The 16,703-nt window shown below is 75.7% G+C and carries 13 protein-coding genes and 2 pseudogenes; 8 read left to right on the plus strand and 7 right to left on the minus strand.

Going from position 1 to position 16,703, the window contains the following annotated elements:
- The first annotated feature begins 36 nt into the window (after positions 1-36).
- Positions 37-369 carry a glyoxalase superfamily protein gene (locus D459_RS0121510; RefSeq protein WP_017595073.1) on the plus strand — a complete coding sequence of 111 codons (333 nt, stop codon included), beginning with the start codon at positions 37-39 and terminating at the stop codon, positions 367-369.
- A gap of 118 nt (positions 370-487) precedes the next feature.
- Here the strand turns inward: D459_RS0121510 and D459_RS0121515 are convergent, their stop codons facing one another.
- Complete coding sequence (locus D459_RS0121515) at positions 488-1,303, minus strand: SDR family NAD(P)-dependent oxidoreductase (protein WP_017595074.1); 816 nt, start codon at positions 1,301-1,303, stop codon at positions 488-490.
- Between the two features lie 162 nt (positions 1,304-1,465).
- Between D459_RS0121515 and D459_RS32360 the strand changes: the two genes are divergently transcribed.
- Positions 1,466-2,026, plus strand: coding sequence for an RNA polymerase sigma factor (locus D459_RS32360; protein ID WP_017595075.1), 561 nt, complete (start codon positions 1,466-1,468; stop codon positions 2,024-2,026).
- Positions 2,008-2,562: a methylated-DNA--[protein]-cysteine S-methyltransferase gene (locus D459_RS32365; RefSeq protein WP_017595076.1), complete on the plus strand. Its 555-nt coding sequence runs from the start codon at positions 2,008-2,010 to the stop codon at positions 2,560-2,562. The genes D459_RS32360 and D459_RS32365 overlap by 19 nt, the downstream gene beginning before the upstream one ends.
- Positions 2,563-2,593: 31 nt before the next feature.
- Here the strand turns inward: D459_RS32365 and D459_RS0121530 are convergent, their stop codons facing one another.
- Both D459_RS0121530 and D459_RS0121535 read right to left on the minus strand, forming a co-directional pair.
- The gene (locus D459_RS0121530) at positions 2,594-3,550 is read right to left on the minus strand and encodes a lysylphosphatidylglycerol synthase domain-containing protein (protein ID WP_017595077.1); all 957 of its coding nucleotides are present in this window, start codon (positions 3,548-3,550) and stop codon (positions 2,594-2,596) included.
- Positions 3,551-3,645: 95 nt separating this feature from the next.
- Positions 3,646-4,569, minus strand: a complete 924-nt coding sequence (locus D459_RS0121535) for an alpha/beta fold hydrolase (RefSeq protein ID WP_017595078.1) — start codon at positions 4,567-4,569, stop codon at positions 3,646-3,648.
- 80 nt (positions 4,570-4,649) lie between these two features.
- Between D459_RS0121535 and D459_RS0121540 the strand changes: the two genes are divergently transcribed.
- From D459_RS0121540 to D459_RS0121555, 4 genes are all read left to right on the plus strand, one after another.
- Entirely contained in the window at positions 4,650-5,363 is a 714-nt protein-coding gene (locus tag D459_RS0121540; protein WP_020380283.1) for a class I SAM-dependent methyltransferase, read from the plus strand.
- A 285-nt stretch (positions 5,364-5,648) separates the two neighbouring features.
- Positions 5,649-6,461 carry a hypothetical protein gene (locus D459_RS0121545; protein ID WP_017595080.1) on the plus strand — a complete coding sequence of 271 codons (813 nt, stop codon included), beginning with the start codon at positions 5,649-5,651 and terminating at the stop codon, positions 6,459-6,461.
- The gene (locus tag D459_RS0121550) at positions 6,458-7,681 is read left to right on the plus strand and encodes a glycosyltransferase family 4 protein (RefSeq protein ID WP_017595081.1); all 1,224 of its coding nucleotides are present in this window, start codon (positions 6,458-6,460) and stop codon (positions 7,679-7,681) included. Before D459_RS0121545 ends, D459_RS0121550 begins: the two co-directional genes overlap by 4 nt.
- 96 nt (positions 7,682-7,777) lie before the next feature.
- Positions 7,778-10,369, plus strand: coding sequence for a bifunctional FO biosynthesis protein CofGH (locus D459_RS0121555; protein WP_017595082.1), 2,592 nt, complete (start codon positions 7,778-7,780; stop codon positions 10,367-10,369).
- Between the two features lie 88 nt (positions 10,370-10,457).
- Here the strand turns inward: D459_RS0121555 and D459_RS0121560 are convergent.
- The 4 genes and pseudogenes from D459_RS0121560 to cofD form a co-directional block, all read right to left on the minus strand.
- A pseudogene (locus tag D459_RS0121560) lies at positions 10,458-11,471 on the minus strand (chitinase); the annotation flags it as partial.
- A 188-nt stretch (positions 11,472-11,659) separates the two neighbouring features.
- A complete protein-coding gene (locus D459_RS0121565) occupies positions 11,660-13,252 on the minus strand; it encodes a Na+/H+ antiporter (RefSeq protein WP_017595084.1) in 1,593 nt (530 codons plus the stop codon).
- Positions 13,253-13,300: 48 nt separating this feature from the next.
- Positions 13,301-14,587 (minus strand): coenzyme F420-0:L-glutamate ligase, encoded by a 1,287-nt coding sequence (locus tag D459_RS0121570; protein WP_017595085.1) that lies wholly within the window; start codon positions 14,585-14,587, stop codon positions 13,301-13,303.
- A complete protein-coding gene (gene cofD / locus D459_RS0121575) occupies positions 14,584-15,552 on the minus strand; it encodes a 2-phospho-L-lactate transferase (protein WP_026120630.1) in 969 nt (322 codons plus the stop codon). The genes D459_RS0121570 and cofD overlap by 4 nt, the downstream gene beginning before the upstream one ends.
- Before the next feature lie 266 nt (positions 15,553-15,818).
- On the opposite strand from cofD, the pseudogene D459_RS0121580 reads away from it, so the two are divergent.
- Positions 15,819-16,703 (plus strand): annotated as a pseudogene (locus D459_RS0121580) (hypothetical protein); the annotation flags it as partial.

The following is a 16,703-nucleotide window of genomic DNA, read 5'->3' on the forward strand; positions in this document are numbered from 1 at the left end:
CCCGCACCGGCGCGGGGCCGGACGGAGGGAGCGGACATGGAGGAGCAGGCGATCCCGATCCTGCGGGTGGCCGACGCCCGGGCGGCCGCCGCCTGGTACGCCCGGCTGGGTTTCGCCGAGGAGTGGGTGCACCGGTTCGAGCCGGGGCTGCCCGCCTTCGTCTCGGTGGCGCGCGGCCCGGTCCGGCTCTTCCTCTCCGAGCACACCGGCGACGCCCGCCCGGACACCCTCGTCTACCTGCGGGTGCGCGACGTGGACCGGGTCGCCGGGGAGTTCGGCGCCCGGGTCGAGGAGGTGCCGTGGGGCCGCGAGCTGGAGCTGCGCGACCCCGACGGCAACCGCCTCCGGGTGGGCGCCGCGGAGGACTGACCCGGCGAGCGGCGGACGGGGCCGCGGGCCGGGCCGTGCCCGCCGGGGCGCCGGCCCGGGGAGGCGCGCCCCTTCCGGGCGGGCCTCCCCGGGGCCCGGTCGGATCCCCTCGAAGAGGTCAGATCTCCTTGAGGAAACCGGAGTCCACCGCGAAGTCGGCGCCGTTGGTGCTCGCCGAGCGGGGCGAGGCCAGCAGCGCCACCACGTCGGCGACCTCCTGCGGGTCGGCGAGGCGGCCGGTGGTCAGCGCCATCATCTGCGGGGCGCCCTCGTCCAGCACCGTGTCCCGGTCGGTCCCGGTCTGCTCGGCGAGGACGTCGGCGGCGCCGCCCTCCTCGGTCCACCACGGGGTGCGCACCGGCCCGGGCGAGACCGTGTTCACCCGGATCCCCTGCGGGCCGAACTCCTCGGCCAGCGCCTTGGAGACGCTGTTCAGCGCGGACTTCGCCGCGTTGTAGTCCACGTTCATCGGCATCGGCCGGTGCGCGTTGCCGGAGGAGACGTTGACGATCGCGCCGCCGCCGGCCGCCAGCATCGGCGGGATCGCCGCCCGCGCCGCGCGCACCGCGGCGAACAGGTTGAACTCGAACATCGCGGTCCAGTCGGCGTCGTCCAGGGGGAGGAAGCCGAACCGGGGCAGCACCACGCCGGGCGGCGGGCCGCCGGCGTTGTTGACCAGCACGTCCAGCCCGCCGAAGACCTCGATGGCGCGGGCCACCGCGCGGGACGGGGCGAGCGGGTCGGTGAGGTCCTCGGCGGCGTGCACCAGGCGGTCCCCGGCGCCGGCGGCCAGCGCGTCCAGCTCCGGCCCGCGGCTCCGGGAGACCGCGAGGACCCGCGCCCCCTCGTCCAGCAGGGTGCGGACCACGGCCAGCCCGATCCCCTTCGAGGCGCCGGTGACGACGGCGGTGCGGTCCTTCAGCTCCAGGTCCATGGGGGGCTCCGTTCTCTCGGTTCTCTCGCGGGGCGCCGGTCGCGCCCTTCGGGGAGTTGAAACCCCGCCGCGCCGATCCGGTTGCACCCGATCGCCCCCGTTCTCGGCGAAGGGGACCGGGTGCAACCGGATCGGCTCCGCGGGGTTGGTAAGGGTGTGAGAGTGATCGAGGAGACGGACACCGACGCGTGGTTCGCGGAGCTGTACGACCGCCACCGCGGCCTGGTCTACTCGACGGCACTGCGGCTGTGCGGCGGCCGCGGCGACGCCGAGGACCTGACCGCGGAGGCGTTCCTCCGCGCCTACCGGGCCGGCTCGGGGTACGGTGCGCAGCGCCGCGCCGAGCTGCATTCGCGCGCCTGGCTGATGGCGATCCTGATGAACCTCTGGCGGAACCGGGGGCGGGACGCCGCGCGCAGGCCGCCCCCGGAGCCGATCGAGGGCGTGCCGGAGCCGGCCGACCCGGGGGAGAGCGTGGAGCAGGCGGTGGCCCGCCGGGAGACCGGCGGGGAGCTGGCCGCGCTGCTGCGGCTGCTGCCGGAGCGGCAGCGCGAGGCGGTGGTGCTCCGGCACATCGGCGGGCTGTCCACCGCGGAGGTGGCCGAGGCCCTAGGGGTGCCGGAGGGCACCGCCAAATCGCACGTCTCGCGCGGGCTGAAGCGGCTCCGCGAACTCACCGAGGACCCAGCACAGGGAGGTGCACGATGGACCGGGACCCGCTGATCGAGGGACTGGCCGGGCTGGCCGCGGAGCCCCCGGACCGCCTGCTCGACCGGATCGCCGCCCGCTGGACGCGTGCGGACAGCGCCGCGGGGGAGGTCTTCGTGGCCTTCACCGACCGGGGCGTCGCCTACGTGCGCCGGGACGGGCCGGGGGTGGCCGACGCGTTCCGGGAGCGGTTCGGCCGCCCGCTGCTGGCCGCGGAGCACCTCCCGGACGGGCTGCTCACCGCGCTGCGCACCGGGGACTCGGCCGGCCTGGAGGTGGACCTGAGCGGCAGCACCGGCTTCCAGGCCGACGTGCTGCGGGCCGCCCGCACCATCCCCCGCGGGGAGGTGCGCCCCTACGCCTGGGTCGCCCGGCTCGTCGGCCGCCCGCGCGCGGTCCGCGCGGTCGGCACCGCGCTGGCCACCAACCCGGTCCCGCTGGTCGTCCCGTGCCACCGGGTGACCCGCTCCGACGGCACCCTGGGCCAGTACATCTTCGGCGACCGGACCAAGGCCGACCTGCTGGCGATGGAGCGCGCCGCGGGCGCCTGACCCGGGCCGCGCCGCAGAGGGGCGTCCCCGGTCAGTCTCCCCCGCCGGGGCCGGGCCGGCCGGGGGCCGCGGTGCGGTCGGCGAGTGCGGCCAGGCCCGCGCAGAGCACGTCGGCGGCGGTCATGACCAGCCGGGACAGCGCGGCGACCAGCAGCGCGGCGCCGGGGGAGAGCACCGGGGAGAGCGCCGCGGTCAGCACCAGCTCGCGCACCCCGATCCCGGCCGGGGCGAACACGAAGAGCACGCCCAGCGTCCAGGCCAGGGCGTACGCCCCGGCCGCCAGCGGCCAGACCCGCGGGCCGGCGCCGTCCGCGCCGGAGACCAGCACCCCGATGTGCAGGGCGAGCGGGACCCAGGCGGCCAGCGTCCAGGCCAGGGCGGCGGCCATCGGCCGGCCCCCGATCGCGACCGCCTCGACGTCGGCCGCCGGGCGGCGCAGCAGCCGGAGCAGGAGCCGCAGCGCGCGGGTGACCACCGCCGGGTGCAGCGCGGCGAGCAGCACCGGGGCCAGCGCCAGCGCCCACCACCAGCGCCGGGCGGCCCCCTCGGAGGTGAACGGCAGGGTCCCGGCGGCGACCGCGAGGTTCACGGTGAGCGTCACCGCGACCGCGAGCACCGTCGCCGCGGCGCCCCGGTGCCGGGCGACCTCGCGGTCCCGGGCCAGCTCCACCTGGGCGGCGAACGCCCACACCGAACCGGGCAGGTACTTGCCGAGCTGCCCGACGAACACCACCCGGGCCGCGGCGGCCACCGGCAGCCGCGCACCCAGCCCGGAGAGGAGCGCGCGCCAGGCCATCATCTGGCACCACAGGCCCGCCGCGCCCGCCGCGAGCGACGCCGGCGCGGCCCACGGCGGCAGCGCGGCCAGCGCCCCGCTCGCCTCTTCCCAGCGGGCGTACAGCGCCAGCGCGACGCAGCCGAGGACGGCGGTCAGTACGGCCAGGCGCACCCTGCGGTCGGAGCGCAGCCGGCCCAGGCGGGCGAGCACGCAAGCCAGGTTAGCGGCGCCCCGGCCCCTGCCCGCGCTGCACGGCCCACCCGCCGCCGGGTTTCCGCGGCGCCGGGGGTGCGGCGCGAGGGGGCTCAGCGGCCGAGGGCGGTGAGGAACCCCTCGATCCGGGCCGCGACGGCCTCGGGGTGGGTGAGGTGCATGGCGTGCGGGGCGTCGAAGGCGTGCGCGGTGAGCAGCGGGGCGGTGCGCTCCAGTTCGGTGGCGGCCTGGGCGGCGAGGACCTCGGCGAACCGCACCGGGGAGCCCGGGAGCGCGGGGACCGGGGCGGTGGAGACCAGGGTGAGCAGCGGGACCAGCAGGCGGCGGGCGGTGCGGGCCGGGCTGAACTCGTCGAAGGCGCCGTAGAAGGCGCGCACCGCGCGGGGCCCCGGGCGCGGGGCGGCCAGGCCGTCGAGCTCCACCGCCGCGCGGCGGGCCCCGGCGGCCATCGCCCCGCCGTGCGGGCCGAGTTCGAGGTAGCCGTCCAGCGACGCGGCGAAGGCGTCCGCGGGGACCGGGGCCATGAACGCCGCCGCCTGCTCCTCGGTGAACGCCCGGACCAGGCCGATCTGCACCTCGGCCTCCTCCGCGCCGATGCCCAGCCGGGCGGCGGTCGGCTCCGCGGCGGGCCAGCCGTGCCCGTCGATGTCGACCGCGGCGGCCAGGTCGGAGCGGCGCGCCGCGACCTCGGCGGCCACCATGCCGCCCAGCGAGTGGCCGATGACCGCGGCCCGCTCCAGGCCGAAGTGGCCCAGCACCCGGATGACGTCGTCCACCAGCCCGTCCAGCGTGCACGAGCCGTCCTCGGAGCGGCCGTGGCCGCGCAGGTCCACCGCGTACTGCGGGCGCCCGCCCAGCAGCGGCGCCAGCGGCTCCCAGTCCTCCAGGGTGCGGCCCAGCCCGTGCAGCAGGACCAGCGGGGTCCCCGCACCGGGGCGCACCCGCACCGCGAGCCCCGGCGCACCGGGGACGCGCACCTCGGCCGCGGGCTCCGCGGACGGCGTCGTGTTCGTCATGGCAGGAGGGTAGGCCCGGGCGCCCTCGGACCGCTGACAGGGCGCTGACGCCGGGGCACTCGCCCGGGGTGTGTAAGTTCGTGCGGGTGGGGATCACCGACGCCGTAGCCTTCGCCGGACACCGCATCCACGTCTGCCGCCAGCGGGAGGCGTCCACCCTGCTGCGCTGGCTCGGCCCGGACCTGTCCGGCCAGGTCGTGCTGGACGTGGCCGGCGGGGACGGGTACTGGGCGGGGGAGGCGCGCAAGCGCGGCGCCCGTGCCGTCTCGCTGGACCTGGCCCGGACCAAGATGGTGCGCGGCGCCCGGCTGCGCAGCGCCCCCGGCCTGCTGGAGGGCGACGCCCTGCGGCTGCCGCTCCGGGACGCCTCGGTCGACGCGGTCATGTCGGTCTGCGCCATCGAGCACTTCGCCGACGGCCCCGCGGCCCTGGACGAGATGGCCCGGGTGCTCAGGCCCGGCGGCCGGCTGGTGATGTCGGCGGACTGCCTGTCCCGGCGCGGCGAGTGGCCGCACCTGTTCGAGGCGCACCGGCGCCGGTACCACGTGCGCAGCACCTACACCCACGAGTCCCTGGGCGCGCTGCTCGCCGAGCGCGGCCTCACCGTGCGCGAGCACACCTACCAGTTCCGCTCCCGGCTGGCCGAGCGCACCTACCTGTCGCTGTCCGCGCACGGCGGGCGGTTCGGCTTCAACGCCGCGGCGCCGCTGATCCCGCTGGTGGCGCTGAGCGACCGGGGCGCCCCCGACGACCGGGGGAGCATCGTGCTGGTGCACGCCCGCAAGGACGGCTGAGCACCCTACCCTCCGGCGCCCGCCCCGCGGCGTGAATGTGACGCGTGTCCCCGACGGGAAGCCCGGTGTGTTACGCCCTCTTTAACCGTGGATCGGTAGCGTGCGTCCTGATTCTCCGCGGACCGGGCGATTCCTCACCCCGCTCCGCCGGTCGCCGGAGAAGGAGGGACGCCGCCTTCGGGGGGAGGCCGGCGCAGCGGAGCGGACCCTCCCGGGCCCGGAGTGCAGGGCACCGGGCCGGCGTCCGCCAGGGAATGGACGGGGGTTTCCGGAGTGCAGGCGGAAATGAATCGGATCGACGCCGCGGACGTGCTGGAGCTGCGCATCGCCGACGCGGGGGAGCCCGGCGGCGACTTCGGCCTGGCGCTGCGCCGCCGCGGGGACGGCGGCGCGGATCAGCCGCCGGACGCGCGGATCCCGATCACCGAGGTGCGCCGCTCGGGGCGGAGGATCACCGCGGGGCTGTCCGGCCTGCCCATCGCCGACGGCGCCTGGGAGGTGCTCTGGACCGACCGGGAGGGCCGCTCCGGCGCGGTCGCCACCACCGACCCCGGTCTGCACCTGGCGGACCGGTTCGCCTACCTGGAGCGCCCGCGCCGGCGGGTGCTGCGCCTGCTCCGCGACGAGCGGGGCCGGCTGCTGCTCCGCTCCTCCTCGGCGTCGCCCTACGCCGAGGTCGCCCGGGTCCGGCTGGACGGCGACCGGGTGCTGCTCTCCGGGGTGCTGGCCTACACGCCGGACCCGCAGGACGCCTCCGCGCTGCTCATCGCCAGGCAGCGCGGCCTGGACGGCGAGCTGTCCGCCCCGGCGGAGCTGGACGGCCGCGGCTTCCGCTGCGCGGTCCCGCTCGCCCCGCTGGCCGCGGCGCACCGCCCGGAGCGCCCGCACAACGAGTGGGACCTGTGGCTGCGCGTGCCCGGCACCGGTGCGGAGCTGCGCCTCGGCTCGCGCGCCGACGACGTGGTCGGCAAGAAGCGCAAGACGGTCTTCCCCGAGACCGGGCTGGACGGCGGCCCCGGCCGGGTGCTGGTGCGGCCCTACTACACCGTGCACGACGACCTCTCCCTGCTCGCCGTCGAGGCCGGGGGCGACCGGTGAAGATCGCCTTCGTCATCGCCAACGCCTACGGCATGGGCGGGACCGTCCGCACCGTGTACAACCTCGCGGAGGGGCTCGCCGCCCGGAACGAGGTCGAGGTGGTCAGCCTGGCCCGGCACAAGGAGGAGCCGTTCTTCGAGGTCCCCCCGGGGGTGGGGCTGCGCCCGCTGGCCGACGCCGGCGCGCGCGCCGAGCAGGCCGCCGCCGAGGGCCGCGCCCCGGAGCCGGACGCCCGGGAGCGGCGCTGGGCGCGCCGGGCCGAGCGGATCGTCCCCGAGGCCGAGCGCCGCCGGAACAAGAGCTTCACCGCGCCGGCCGTCATCGCCCTCCGCCGCTACCTGGAGAGCACCGACGCCGACGTGGTGGTGGGCACCCGCCCCGGGATCAACCTGCTGCTCGCCGCCTGGGCGCCGCGGCGGCTGACCGCCATCGGCCAGGAGCACGTCAACCTGGGCGAGCACAAGCCCGAGGTGCGCGACGCGATCGGCCGGCTCTACCCGCGGCTGGACGGCACCACCGTGCTCACCGACGCCGACCGGCGCGCCTACCGGGAGCTGCTCGGCGACTCCGGCGACTGGCAGGCGGTGCTGCCCAACCCGCTGCCGCAGCGCGAGGTCCCCCGCTCCACCCAGGACAACCCGATCATCGCCGCCGCCGGGCGGCTCTCCCCGATCAAGCAGTACCCCAAGCTGCTGGAGGCCTTCTCCGCGGTGGCCGAGAAGCACCCGGAGTGGCGGCTGCGCATCTACGGCAGCGGCAAGGAGGAGGAGCGGTTGCGCGCCGCCATCGTGGAGCACGGGCTGAGCAACCAGGTGCACCTGATGGGCCGGACCAAGGACATCACCGGTGAGCTCGCCAAGGCGTCGCTGCTGGCGGTCAGCTCCCGGGTGGAGGGGTTCGGCATGACCATCATCGAGGGCTTCTCGGTGGGGGTCCCCGCGGTCAGCTTCGACTGCCCGCACGGCCCCCGGGAGATCATCGACGACGGCGGCAACGGGCTGCTCGTGCCCGACCAGGACGTGGACGCCCTCGGTGCGGCGCTGCTGCGCCTGGTGGAGGACCGCCCGCTGCGCGAGCGGATGGCCGCCGAGGCGCTCCGTTCCGCCGCCGACTACGGGATGGACGGCATCGTCCGCCGGTGGGAGGGGTTCCTCGCCGCCCGCCGCGCCGACCGGGGCTGGGGCAGCCGGTTCCGCAGGCACTTCCCGCTGCTCCGCTGAGCCCTTCCCGGGAGGGCCCCGGGGCCGGGCGGTCACGGAGCGGAGCGGTAGCATTTCCCTCCGCTCGACCGTGCTGAGCCAGCGGAGGTGCCCCCGATGACCGCTCCCGCCCCCACCCCCTCGGCGATGCGCCGGGCGCTGGCCCGCGCCCGCGCGGGCAAGGCCCTCGACCCGGCCGAGGCGGAGGTGCTGCTGCACGCCCGCGGCGCCGACCTGGAGGCCCTGCTGGAACCGGCCGGGCGGGTGCGCGACGCCGGGCTGGAGGCGGCCGGCCGGCCCGGCACCGTCACCTACAGCCGCAACGTGTTCATCCCGCTGAGCCGGCTCTGCCGGGACCGCTGCCGCTACTGCACCTTCGCCACCGTCCCGGGGCGGGTGGAGTCCCCGTTCCTCTCCCCGGACGAGGTGCTGGAGACCGCCCGCCGGGGCGCCCGGGCCGGCTGCAAGGAGGCGCTGTTCACCCTCGGCGACCGGCCGGAGGACCGGTGGGAGGCGGCCCGCGACTGGCTGGACCGGCGCGGCTACGACGACACCCTGTCCTACCTGCGCGCCATGGCGGTCCTGGTGCTGGAGGAGACCGGCCTGCTCCCGCACCTCAACCCCGGGGTGCTGGACTGGTCCGGCTTCCAGCGGCTCAAGCCGGTCGCGCCGTCCATGGGGATGATGCTGGAGACCACCTCCCGGCGGCTGTTCACCGAGCCCGGCGGGGCGCACTACGGCAGCCCGGACAAGGACCCGGAGGTGCGGCTGCGGGTGCTGGAGGACGCCGGCCGCTGCTCGGTCCCGTTCACCACCGGCATCCTGGTCGGGATCGGCGAGACCATGGCCGAGCGGGCCGACTCGGTCTTCGCGCTGCGCGCCGCGCACCGCCGGCACGGCTCGGTCCAGGAGGTCATCGTGCAGAACTTCCGGGCCAAGCCCGGGACCGCGATGATGCACCGCCCCGACACCGGGCCCGAGGAGCTGGCCGCCGCGGTCGCCGTCACCCGGCTGGTGATGGGGCCGGGGGCGCGGGTGCAGGCCCCGCCCAACCTGATCGGCGAGGAGTACGGCCTGATGCTGCGGGCCGGGATCGACGACTGGGGCGGCGTCTCCCCGGTCACCCCGGACCACGTCAGCCCGGAGCGGCCCTGGCCGCAGCTGGACGAGCTGGCCCGGCACACCGCCGCGGCCGGGTTCGAGCTGCGCGAGCGGCTCACCGCCTACCCGGAGTACGTGCGCGCCGGGGAGCCCTGGCTGGACCCGCGGCTGGCCCGGCACGTCGCCGCGCTCGCCGACCCGGAGACCGGGCTGGCCCGGCCCGGCGCCGAGGCGCGCGGCCTGCCCTGGCAGGAGCCGGAGGGCGGGCTCGCCGCGGCCGGCCGCACCGACCTGCACACCGCGGTCGACACCGAGGGCCGGGCGCAGGAGCGCCGCGGCGACTTCGACGCGGTCTACGGCGACTGGGGCGCGCTGGCCGAGCGGGCGCCCCGGGGCGCGGCGCCGCCGCTGCCCGCGGGCGACCCCGGGGTGCGCGCCGCGCTGCGCGCCGCCGAGCGCGACCCGGCCGGGCTGACCGACGCCCAGGCGCTGGCGCTGCTCGGCGCGGACGGGGAGGACCTGGAGGAGCTGGCCCGGATCGCCGACGGGGTGCGCCGGGACGCGGTCGGCGACGACGTCACCTTCGTGGTCACCCGGAACATCAACTTCACCAACGTCTGCTACACCGGCTGCCGGTTCTGCGCGTTCGCCCAGCGCCGCACGGACGCCGACGCCTACACGCTCTCCCTGGAGCAGGTGGCGGACCGGGCGGAGGAGGCGTGGGAGGCCGGCGCCGGCGAGGTGTGCATGCAGGGCGGCATCCACCCGGACCTGCCCGGCACCGCCTACTTCGACCTCGCCCGCGCGGTCAAGGAGCGGGTGCCCGGCATGCACGTGCACGCGTTCAGCCCGATGGAGGTGGCCAACGGCGCGGCCCGCACCGACCTGCCGGTGCGCGAGTGGCTGGTGCGGGCGCGCGAGGCCGGCCTGGACTCGATCCCGGGCACCGCCGCCGAGATCCTGGACGACGAGGTCCGCTGGGTGCTGACCAAGGGCAAGCTGCCCGCCGCGCAGTGGATCGAGGTGATCACCGCCGCGCACGACCTGGGCATCCCCACCACCTCAACGATGATGTACGGCCATGTGGACGCCCCGGAGCACTGGGTGGCGCACATCCGGCTGATCCGCTCGCTGCAGGAGCGCTCCCTGGAGCGGAACGGCCGCCCCGGGTTCACCGAGTTCGTGCTGCTGCCGTTCGTGCACACCGGCGCTCCGATCTACCTGGCCGGACTGGCCCGCACCGGGCCGACCGAGCGGGAGAACCGGGCGGTGCACGCGCTGGCCCGGCTGCTGCTGCACGGCGCGGTCGGCAACATCCAGTGCTCCTGGGTGAAGCTGGCCGAGGAGACCTGCCGGACGCTGCTCCGCGGCGGGGCCAACGACGTCGGCGGCACCCTGATGGAGGAGACCATCAGCAGGATGGCGGGCTCGGGCAACGGCTCCTACAAGACGATCGCCGACATCCGCGCGCTGGTGGAGCCGGTCGGCCGCCCGCTGCGCCAGCGCACCACCCTCTACGGCGAGGTGCCGGAGGAGCGCCGCCGCGCCGCGGAGGCGAGCGGCGGGGTGGCCGCGAGCGTGCGGCGGCCCCGCCTCCCCCTGGTGTGAGGGGGCGGCGGGGCCGCGGGGGAGGTGCGGCGCCCCGGCCGGAGGGGGACCCGGAGGAGGAGCCGGGGAGCCGCGGCGGGGCCGGTCAGCCGGTGCCCAGCCGGCCGCCGACGGTCTTGGCGAACGCGTAGCCGTTGCTCGCGTCCCAGTTGATGGACCAGGTCATCGCGCCGCCGATCGGCCCGTAGGGCTGCTGCGGGGTGAACGAGCCGCAGCCGGTGCCCTGCTCCAGGCAGTCCAGCGCGGAGACCACGTTCCCCGGGGGCTGGTGGCCGCCGCCGGCGGCCTGCGGGGTGGCGGGCAGGCCCAGGCCGACCTGGCCGGGGGCCAGTCCCATCTCCAGCTGGATGCAGGCCTGGGCGGTGACGAAGTCGACCGTGCCCTGGGCGTAGACCTGCTGGTCGCAGCCCATCATGGTGCCGGAGTTGTAGTACTGCATGTTGACGATGGTGAGGATGTCCGGGATGGCCTTGGCCAGCCGGTAGTAGGAGCCGCTGGTCGACTGGAAGTCGATCGTCTGCGGCGCCATGGTGATGACCAGGTCGCCGCCGGCGCGCCCGTGCAGGTCGCGCAGGGCCTCCTCCATGTACTGGGGGTTCATGCCGTGTTCGAGGTCGATGTCGACGCCGTCGAAGCCGTACTCCTGCATCAGGGAGTGCGCGGTGGAGGCGAACCCGGCGGCCTGCTCGGGGTTGGAGACGTCGACGTGGCCGAGTTCGCCGCCGACCGAGAGGACGACCTTGCGCCCCTGGGCCTGGAGGTCGGCGATGTCGGCCTTGAACTGGGCCTCGGTGTAGCCGCCGAGCTCGGCGGAGGCCAGGTTGAAGGTGATCCCGCCGGGGGTGCCCGGGAGGTTGTCGGCGAAGGCGACGGCGATCATGTTGTACTCCGCCGGCACCTCGGACAGCGGCATCACCGGGGCGCCGTTGTCGAAGTTCTGCCAGTAGCCGGTGAGCCACTGGCCGGGGGCGGCGGCGCCGGCCCCGGCCCCGGCCTCCTCGGCCTGGGCGGTGCCCAGGGAGGCCCCGGTGCCCAGGGCGAGGGCCAGGGCGGTGCAGGCGAGGGCGGTCCGGCGCAGTATCCGTCGGAGGGGGACGCGCATGGGGGACTCCTTGTCCGTTGCTCCGTCGAGCGGGTACGGGTCGTGACAAGCGGTGTCGGCTGCGCAACCGGGCGAATTGCCGACAACCTAGAATCCGGTGGCGGCCTGCGTCAATGAGAACAGGAAACTAAGTTTCCATTTTTTTCGGACGGCAAGTCGAATTCCATGACATAAAGGAATCCCGGCGGTCATTTCTCCGGCCGGTTCGGCGGCTCGGTCAGGTCCAATCGCCGGCGCACCGCCTGGAACGTCTCGTGCGCGATCGCGCCCTCCCGGTAGAGCCGGTTGAGCGCCTCGCGCTGCGCCCGGCCGGTCTCGTGCCGGACGAACACGCCGCCGCGCACCCGCTTGCCGACCCCGGCCCGCCCCTCCTCGGTGGCGGCCTCCAGCACCGCCCGGGCCTCGCGCACCTTGAACTTGAGCACGTCCCGGTGCGGCTTGGCGGTCCGCTCGTCCACCAGCCCCTCGGCGACCAGCTCGTCCAGCCGGCTCAGCGCGGCGCGCCCCATCGCCTCCTCGGCCACGGCGTACTCGCGCCGGGTGTCCTCGCCGCCCTCCATGCCGAGGCCGCGCAGCACCAGCGGCAGCGTCATGCCCTGGCCGACCAGCGTGCCCAGCACCACCACCGCGGCGAAGTACAGCAGCACGTTCCGGTCGGTGAACGGCTCGCCGTTCAGCGTGGTGGGCAGGGAGAGCGCGATGGCCAGCGAGATCGCGCCGCGCATCCCGCTCCACCCGATGACGATCTGCATCCGGACCGAGGTCGCCGGCGGCTGTATCCTCCGGGGCAGCAGCCGGCCCACCCGGGGGGCCAGCACCTCCCAGAGCAGCCGGACCGCGACCGCGGTGCCCAGCACCGCCGCGGCGCCGAACACCAGGACCGGCACCGGCAGCCCGGCCACGTCTGCGAAGACCTCGTGCAGCTGCAGGCCGAGCAGGACGAACAGGGTCGACTCCAGCAGCATCACCAGGCCGCGCCAGACCGTCTGCCCGGTCACCCGGACCTTCGGCGGCAGCATGCCCTCGCCCCGGGTGCCCAGGTAGAACCCGGCCACCACCGCGGAGAGCACCCCGGAGAAGCCCATGATCTCGGCCGGCACGTAGGCCGTGAACGGCGTCATCAGCGAGAGCACCAGCTGGGCGTTGCCGTCCTGGAACCGCCGGCACAGCCAGCCGATGACCGCCGCGACCAGCGCGCCGAACGCCAGTCCGCCGACCACCACCTTGACCAGCTCGACCACACCGTCGGAGACGCTGAGCGGGGTGCTCATCGCGGTCACCGCCAGCGAGAACAGGGTCAGCGCCACGCCGTCGTTGATCAGGCTCTCGCCCTCCAGCAGGGTGAGCACCCGCTTGGGGGCGCCGATCCGCTTGAGCACCGCCGAGGAGGCCACCGCGTCGGTCGGCGCCACCGCCGCGCCCAGCGCGATCGCGGCCGGCCACCCGGTGTCCGGCAGCACCAGCCAGATCACCCCGGCGATGGCGAACGCGGTGATCAGCGTGGTCACCACCGCCAGGGCGATGATCGGCCGCGCCTCGGCCCGCATGTCCCGCGGCGAGGAGAAGAACGCCGCGTTGTAGATCAGCGGCGGCAGGAACACCAGCAGGATGATCTCGGGGGAGATGTGGACCGAGTCCAGCCCCGGCAGGAAGCTGATCGCCGCGCCCAGCGCGACCAGGACGATCGCGTCCGGCACCCGGATCCGGTCGGCCAGCACCCGCCCGGCGAAGACCATCAGCAGGACGAGCAGTCCGGCCAGGACGAGGTGTTCATCGGACACGGGAGGCCTCCGGTCGAGGGCGGTACCGCGCGGCGGCGCCGCGGCGGGTCAGCGGACCGCGATGAACGCGGCCGGATCGCGCGGCGGGCGGTCCGGCGGGGGCGCCGCCGGATGGCCGACCGCGACCGAGCCCATCGGCTGCCACTCCCGGGGCAGGTCCAGCACCTCGCGCACGGTGTCCGGGCAGAACATGGTGGACGACACCCAGGCCGAGCCCAGGCCCTCCATGGCCAGCGCCACCAGCAGGTTCTGCACCCCGGCGCCCATCGCCACCAGGAACATGGACCGCTCGGCCGAAGCGCGCCGCTCGTCCGGGTAATCGTGCGCACCCTCCGCGACCAGGCACGGTACCACCAGGTAGGGGGCGCGGCGGAGCACATCGCCGCGCCGGGTGCGGCGGGCGACCGCCTCCTCCCCGAACCCGTCCGCGCGCAGGTCCGCCTGCCAGGCGCGGAGCATCGCGTCCAGCAGCCGGGTGCGCGTCCCGGCGTCCTCCACCAGCACGAACCGCCACGGGGTGGTGTGGTGCGGCGCGGGCGCGGTCACCGCCGCGCCGACCGCGCGGCGCACCGCCTCCGGGTCGACCGGCTCGGAGGTGAAGTCGCGCACGGTGCGCCGGGCCGGGACCACGTCCCGCGAGCCGTACCGGAACAGGTCCTCGTCTGCGGGTCGGACCAGCGCCGCCGCCCCGGGCCCGTCCTCCTCGGTGACCAGCGCGGACAGCCCGCGGACCAGGGCCACCGGGACGCCGCCGGTCTTGCCCTTGACCAGCTCGCCCGCGGCGGCGATCTCGTCGGCGACGGCGTTCAGCGTCACCTCCAGCACGTTGCCGTGCGTGTCGGTGCCGCCGCGCAGGTCCTGTACCGGCTCCAGGCCGGCCGCGCCGATCGCCACGTCGGTCTGGCCGTTCCGCCACGGGCGGCCGAACGTGTCGCTGACCAGCACGGCGACCCGCACCCCGAGCCGCTCGCGCAGCCCGGCGCGGATCCGCCGGGCGGAGGCGTCCGGGTCCTCGGGGAGCAGCAGCACGCTGCCCGGCTCCACGTTGGAGGCGTCCACTCCGGCGGCCGCCATCACCAGGCCGGTCCGGGTCTGCACGATGCGGGTGCCGCCGCGGCGCGCGACGACCCGCTCGGTCTCGGCGTCGATCGCGGCCTCCCGGTCCATCCACCGGACCCGGCCCTCGGCCTTGCTGACGATCTTCGATGTGACCACCAGCACATCGCCGTCGCGGAGCCCGGCGGCCCCCGCGATCAGCGCGGCCAGGTCGTCGCCGGGGCGCACCTCGGGCAGGCCGGGCACGGCGCGCACGGTGACCTCCGCGGGGGCGCTCACCCGCGCCTCCCCTTCAGCTCCAGGGCCAGATCGAGGGCGGCCCGGGCGAGGTCGGCGGTGGCCTCCGGGCCGCTCATGTACAGCGGGCGGGAGACCACCTCGACACCGTCCACTTCGGTCCCGGCGTCGGCCTCGTCGACCAGCCAGCCGTCCAGCAGCTCCGGCCCGTAGTGCTCGGCCACGGCGCGCGCCGAGGTCTCCACCCCGATCGCGGTCAGGCAGGCGTCGGCCATGCCGCGCACCGGCGCACCGCCGATGATCGGCGAGACGCCGACCACCACGGCCTGCTCCAGCGCCTCGCGGATGCCCGCGATGCCCAGGATCGACCCGATGCTGACCACCGGGTTGGACGGCGGCAGCAGCACCACGTCGGCCTCGCCGATCGCCTCCAGCACACCGGGCGCGGGCCGGGCCCCGTCGGCGCCGACGCCGACGATGGAGAGCGCCGGGAGCTCCGCGCGGTGCCGGATCCACCACTCCTGGAAGTGCAGCGCGCGGCGCTCGCCGCCCTCCTCCACGACCACGTGCGTCTCGACCTGGTCGTCGGTCATCGGGATGAGCCGGACGCCGGGCCGCCACCGGTCGCACAGCGCCTCGGTGACCGCGGAGAGCGGGTAGCCCGCGGCGAGCATCTGGGAGCGGACGATGTGCGTGGCGACGTCCCGGTCGCCCAGCCCGAACCAGTCCGGCTGCATGCCGTAGGCGAGCAGCTCCTCCTTCACGGTGAACGACTCGTCGGCGCGCCCCCAGCCTTGCTCCTCGCTGATCCCGCCGCCGAGGGTGTACATCACCGTGTCCAGATCCGGACAGACGCGCAGTCCGAAAAGGGTGATGTCGTCGCCGGTGTTCCCGATGACGGTGATGGTGGAATCGCTGTCCTGGCCCGATACGATCCCGAGCGTCGCCTTGAGGCCGCGCAGGAACCGCGCGCCTCCGATACCGCCCGCAGGCACGACTATCCGCATGCGCCCAAGTCTGGCAGGCTGAGACGGCGTGTGCGCGGTCGGGCCCCTGGGGTGGACGGGACCGCTGCGCACGGTGTCAGGAGGGTCACTCCGGCGGCCGGGCGGCGCTCCCGCCCCGCTCCGGAACCGCCCGGCGGCCCGGGAACCGGGCCCGCGGCCGGGCCGGTCGCGCCTGTCCAGTGCGGAATCGGCCGAATGACTTGACAGACTGTCGATATGCAAAGCTTCCACCGACGCGACAGCGAAGCAGCGGAGGGGAACCTCTCTTGAACAACGAAGCAATCAACCGCTTGCGGGTACCCGCCGCCTGGGCGCTGCTCGGCGCTGTGGTGGCGCAGATGGTCGCAGGCCTCATCAGCATGTTCGCGGGGATGAGCACTTCCTTCTCCGTCTCGGGCGACTTCTACAGCCCGGTCACCGTCGGTCTGGTGGTGGCGGCCGTGGCGCTGGTCATCACCGCGCCGCAGAAGACCCCGGCCAACTTCGGGGTGGTCCTCACCGGGCTGATCCTGCTCGGCGTGGGCGCGGTGTTCGCACTGATCGGCCTGGTCGCGAACTTCGCCAACGCCGACGCGGGGGGCCTCGGCTACGCGTTCGCCGGCCTCTTCGGGATCGCGGCCCAGGCCGCGGTGCTGGTCTTCGCCGGACTCTTCCTGCTCCGGATCCTCAACGACCCGAACCTGGTGCCCCGCGCCCAGCAGGGATTCGCCCCGCAGCAGCCCTTCCCGGCCGCGGACCCGTCCCAGACCTACGGCGGCCAGCCGGCGTTCGGCCAGACCTACGCCGACCCCGCCCAGCAGACCTACGCCGACCCGGCGGCGGCCCAGCAGGCCTACGCCGACCCCGCGCAGCAGGGCTACGCCACCGGCGGTCAGCAGGCCTACGACCCGGCGCAGTACGGCCAGCAGGGCGACGCGCAGCAGCAGGCCTACGGCGAGGCCTACCAGCAGGACGCCCAGCAGACGTACTCCGACCCCGCTCAGGCGTACGGCACCGGCGGTCAGCAGGCCTACGACCCGGCCCAGTACGGCCAGCAGGGCGACGCCTACCAGCAGCAGGCCTACGCGGACCCGGCGGCCCAGCAGGCCTACGCCGACCCCGCGCAGCAGGGCTACGCCACCGGCGGTCAGCAGGCCTACGACCCGGCGCAG

Origin of the sequence: Nocardiopsis potens DSM 45234 (assembly GCF_000341105.1) — a bacterium.
Classification (GTDB): domain Bacteria; phylum Actinomycetota; class Actinomycetes; order Streptosporangiales; family Streptosporangiaceae; genus Nocardiopsis_A; species Nocardiopsis_A potens.

What these genes read in the sequence shown, in the direction of transcription:
- D459_RS0121515 (WP_017595074.1), bottom strand. Translation starts at nt 1,303, where the DNA reads ATGGACCTGGAGCTGAAGGACCGCACCGCCGTCGTCACCGGCGCCTCG.
- D459_RS0121555 (WP_017595082.1), top strand. Translation starts at nt 7,778, where the DNA reads ATGACCGCTCCCGCCCCCACCCCCTCGGCGATGCGCCGGGCGCTGGCC.
- D459_RS0121545 (WP_017595080.1), top strand. Translation starts at nt 5,649, where the DNA reads ATGAATCGGATCGACGCCGCGGACGTGCTGGAGCTGCGCATCGCCGAC.
- cofD (WP_026120630.1), bottom strand. Translation starts at nt 15,552, where the DNA reads ATGCGGATAGTCGTGCCTGCGGGCGGTATCGGAGGCGCGCGGTTCCTG.
- D459_RS0121535 (WP_017595078.1), bottom strand. Translation starts at nt 4,569, where the DNA reads ATGACGAACACGACGCCGTCCGCGGAGCCCGCGGCCGAGGTGCGCGTC.
- D459_RS0121510 (WP_017595073.1), top strand. Translation starts at nt 37, where the DNA reads ATGGAGGAGCAGGCGATCCCGATCCTGCGGGTGGCCGACGCCCGGGCG.
- D459_RS32365 (WP_017595076.1), top strand. Translation starts at nt 2,008, where the DNA reads ATGGACCGGGACCCGCTGATCGAGGGACTGGCCGGGCTGGCCGCGGAG.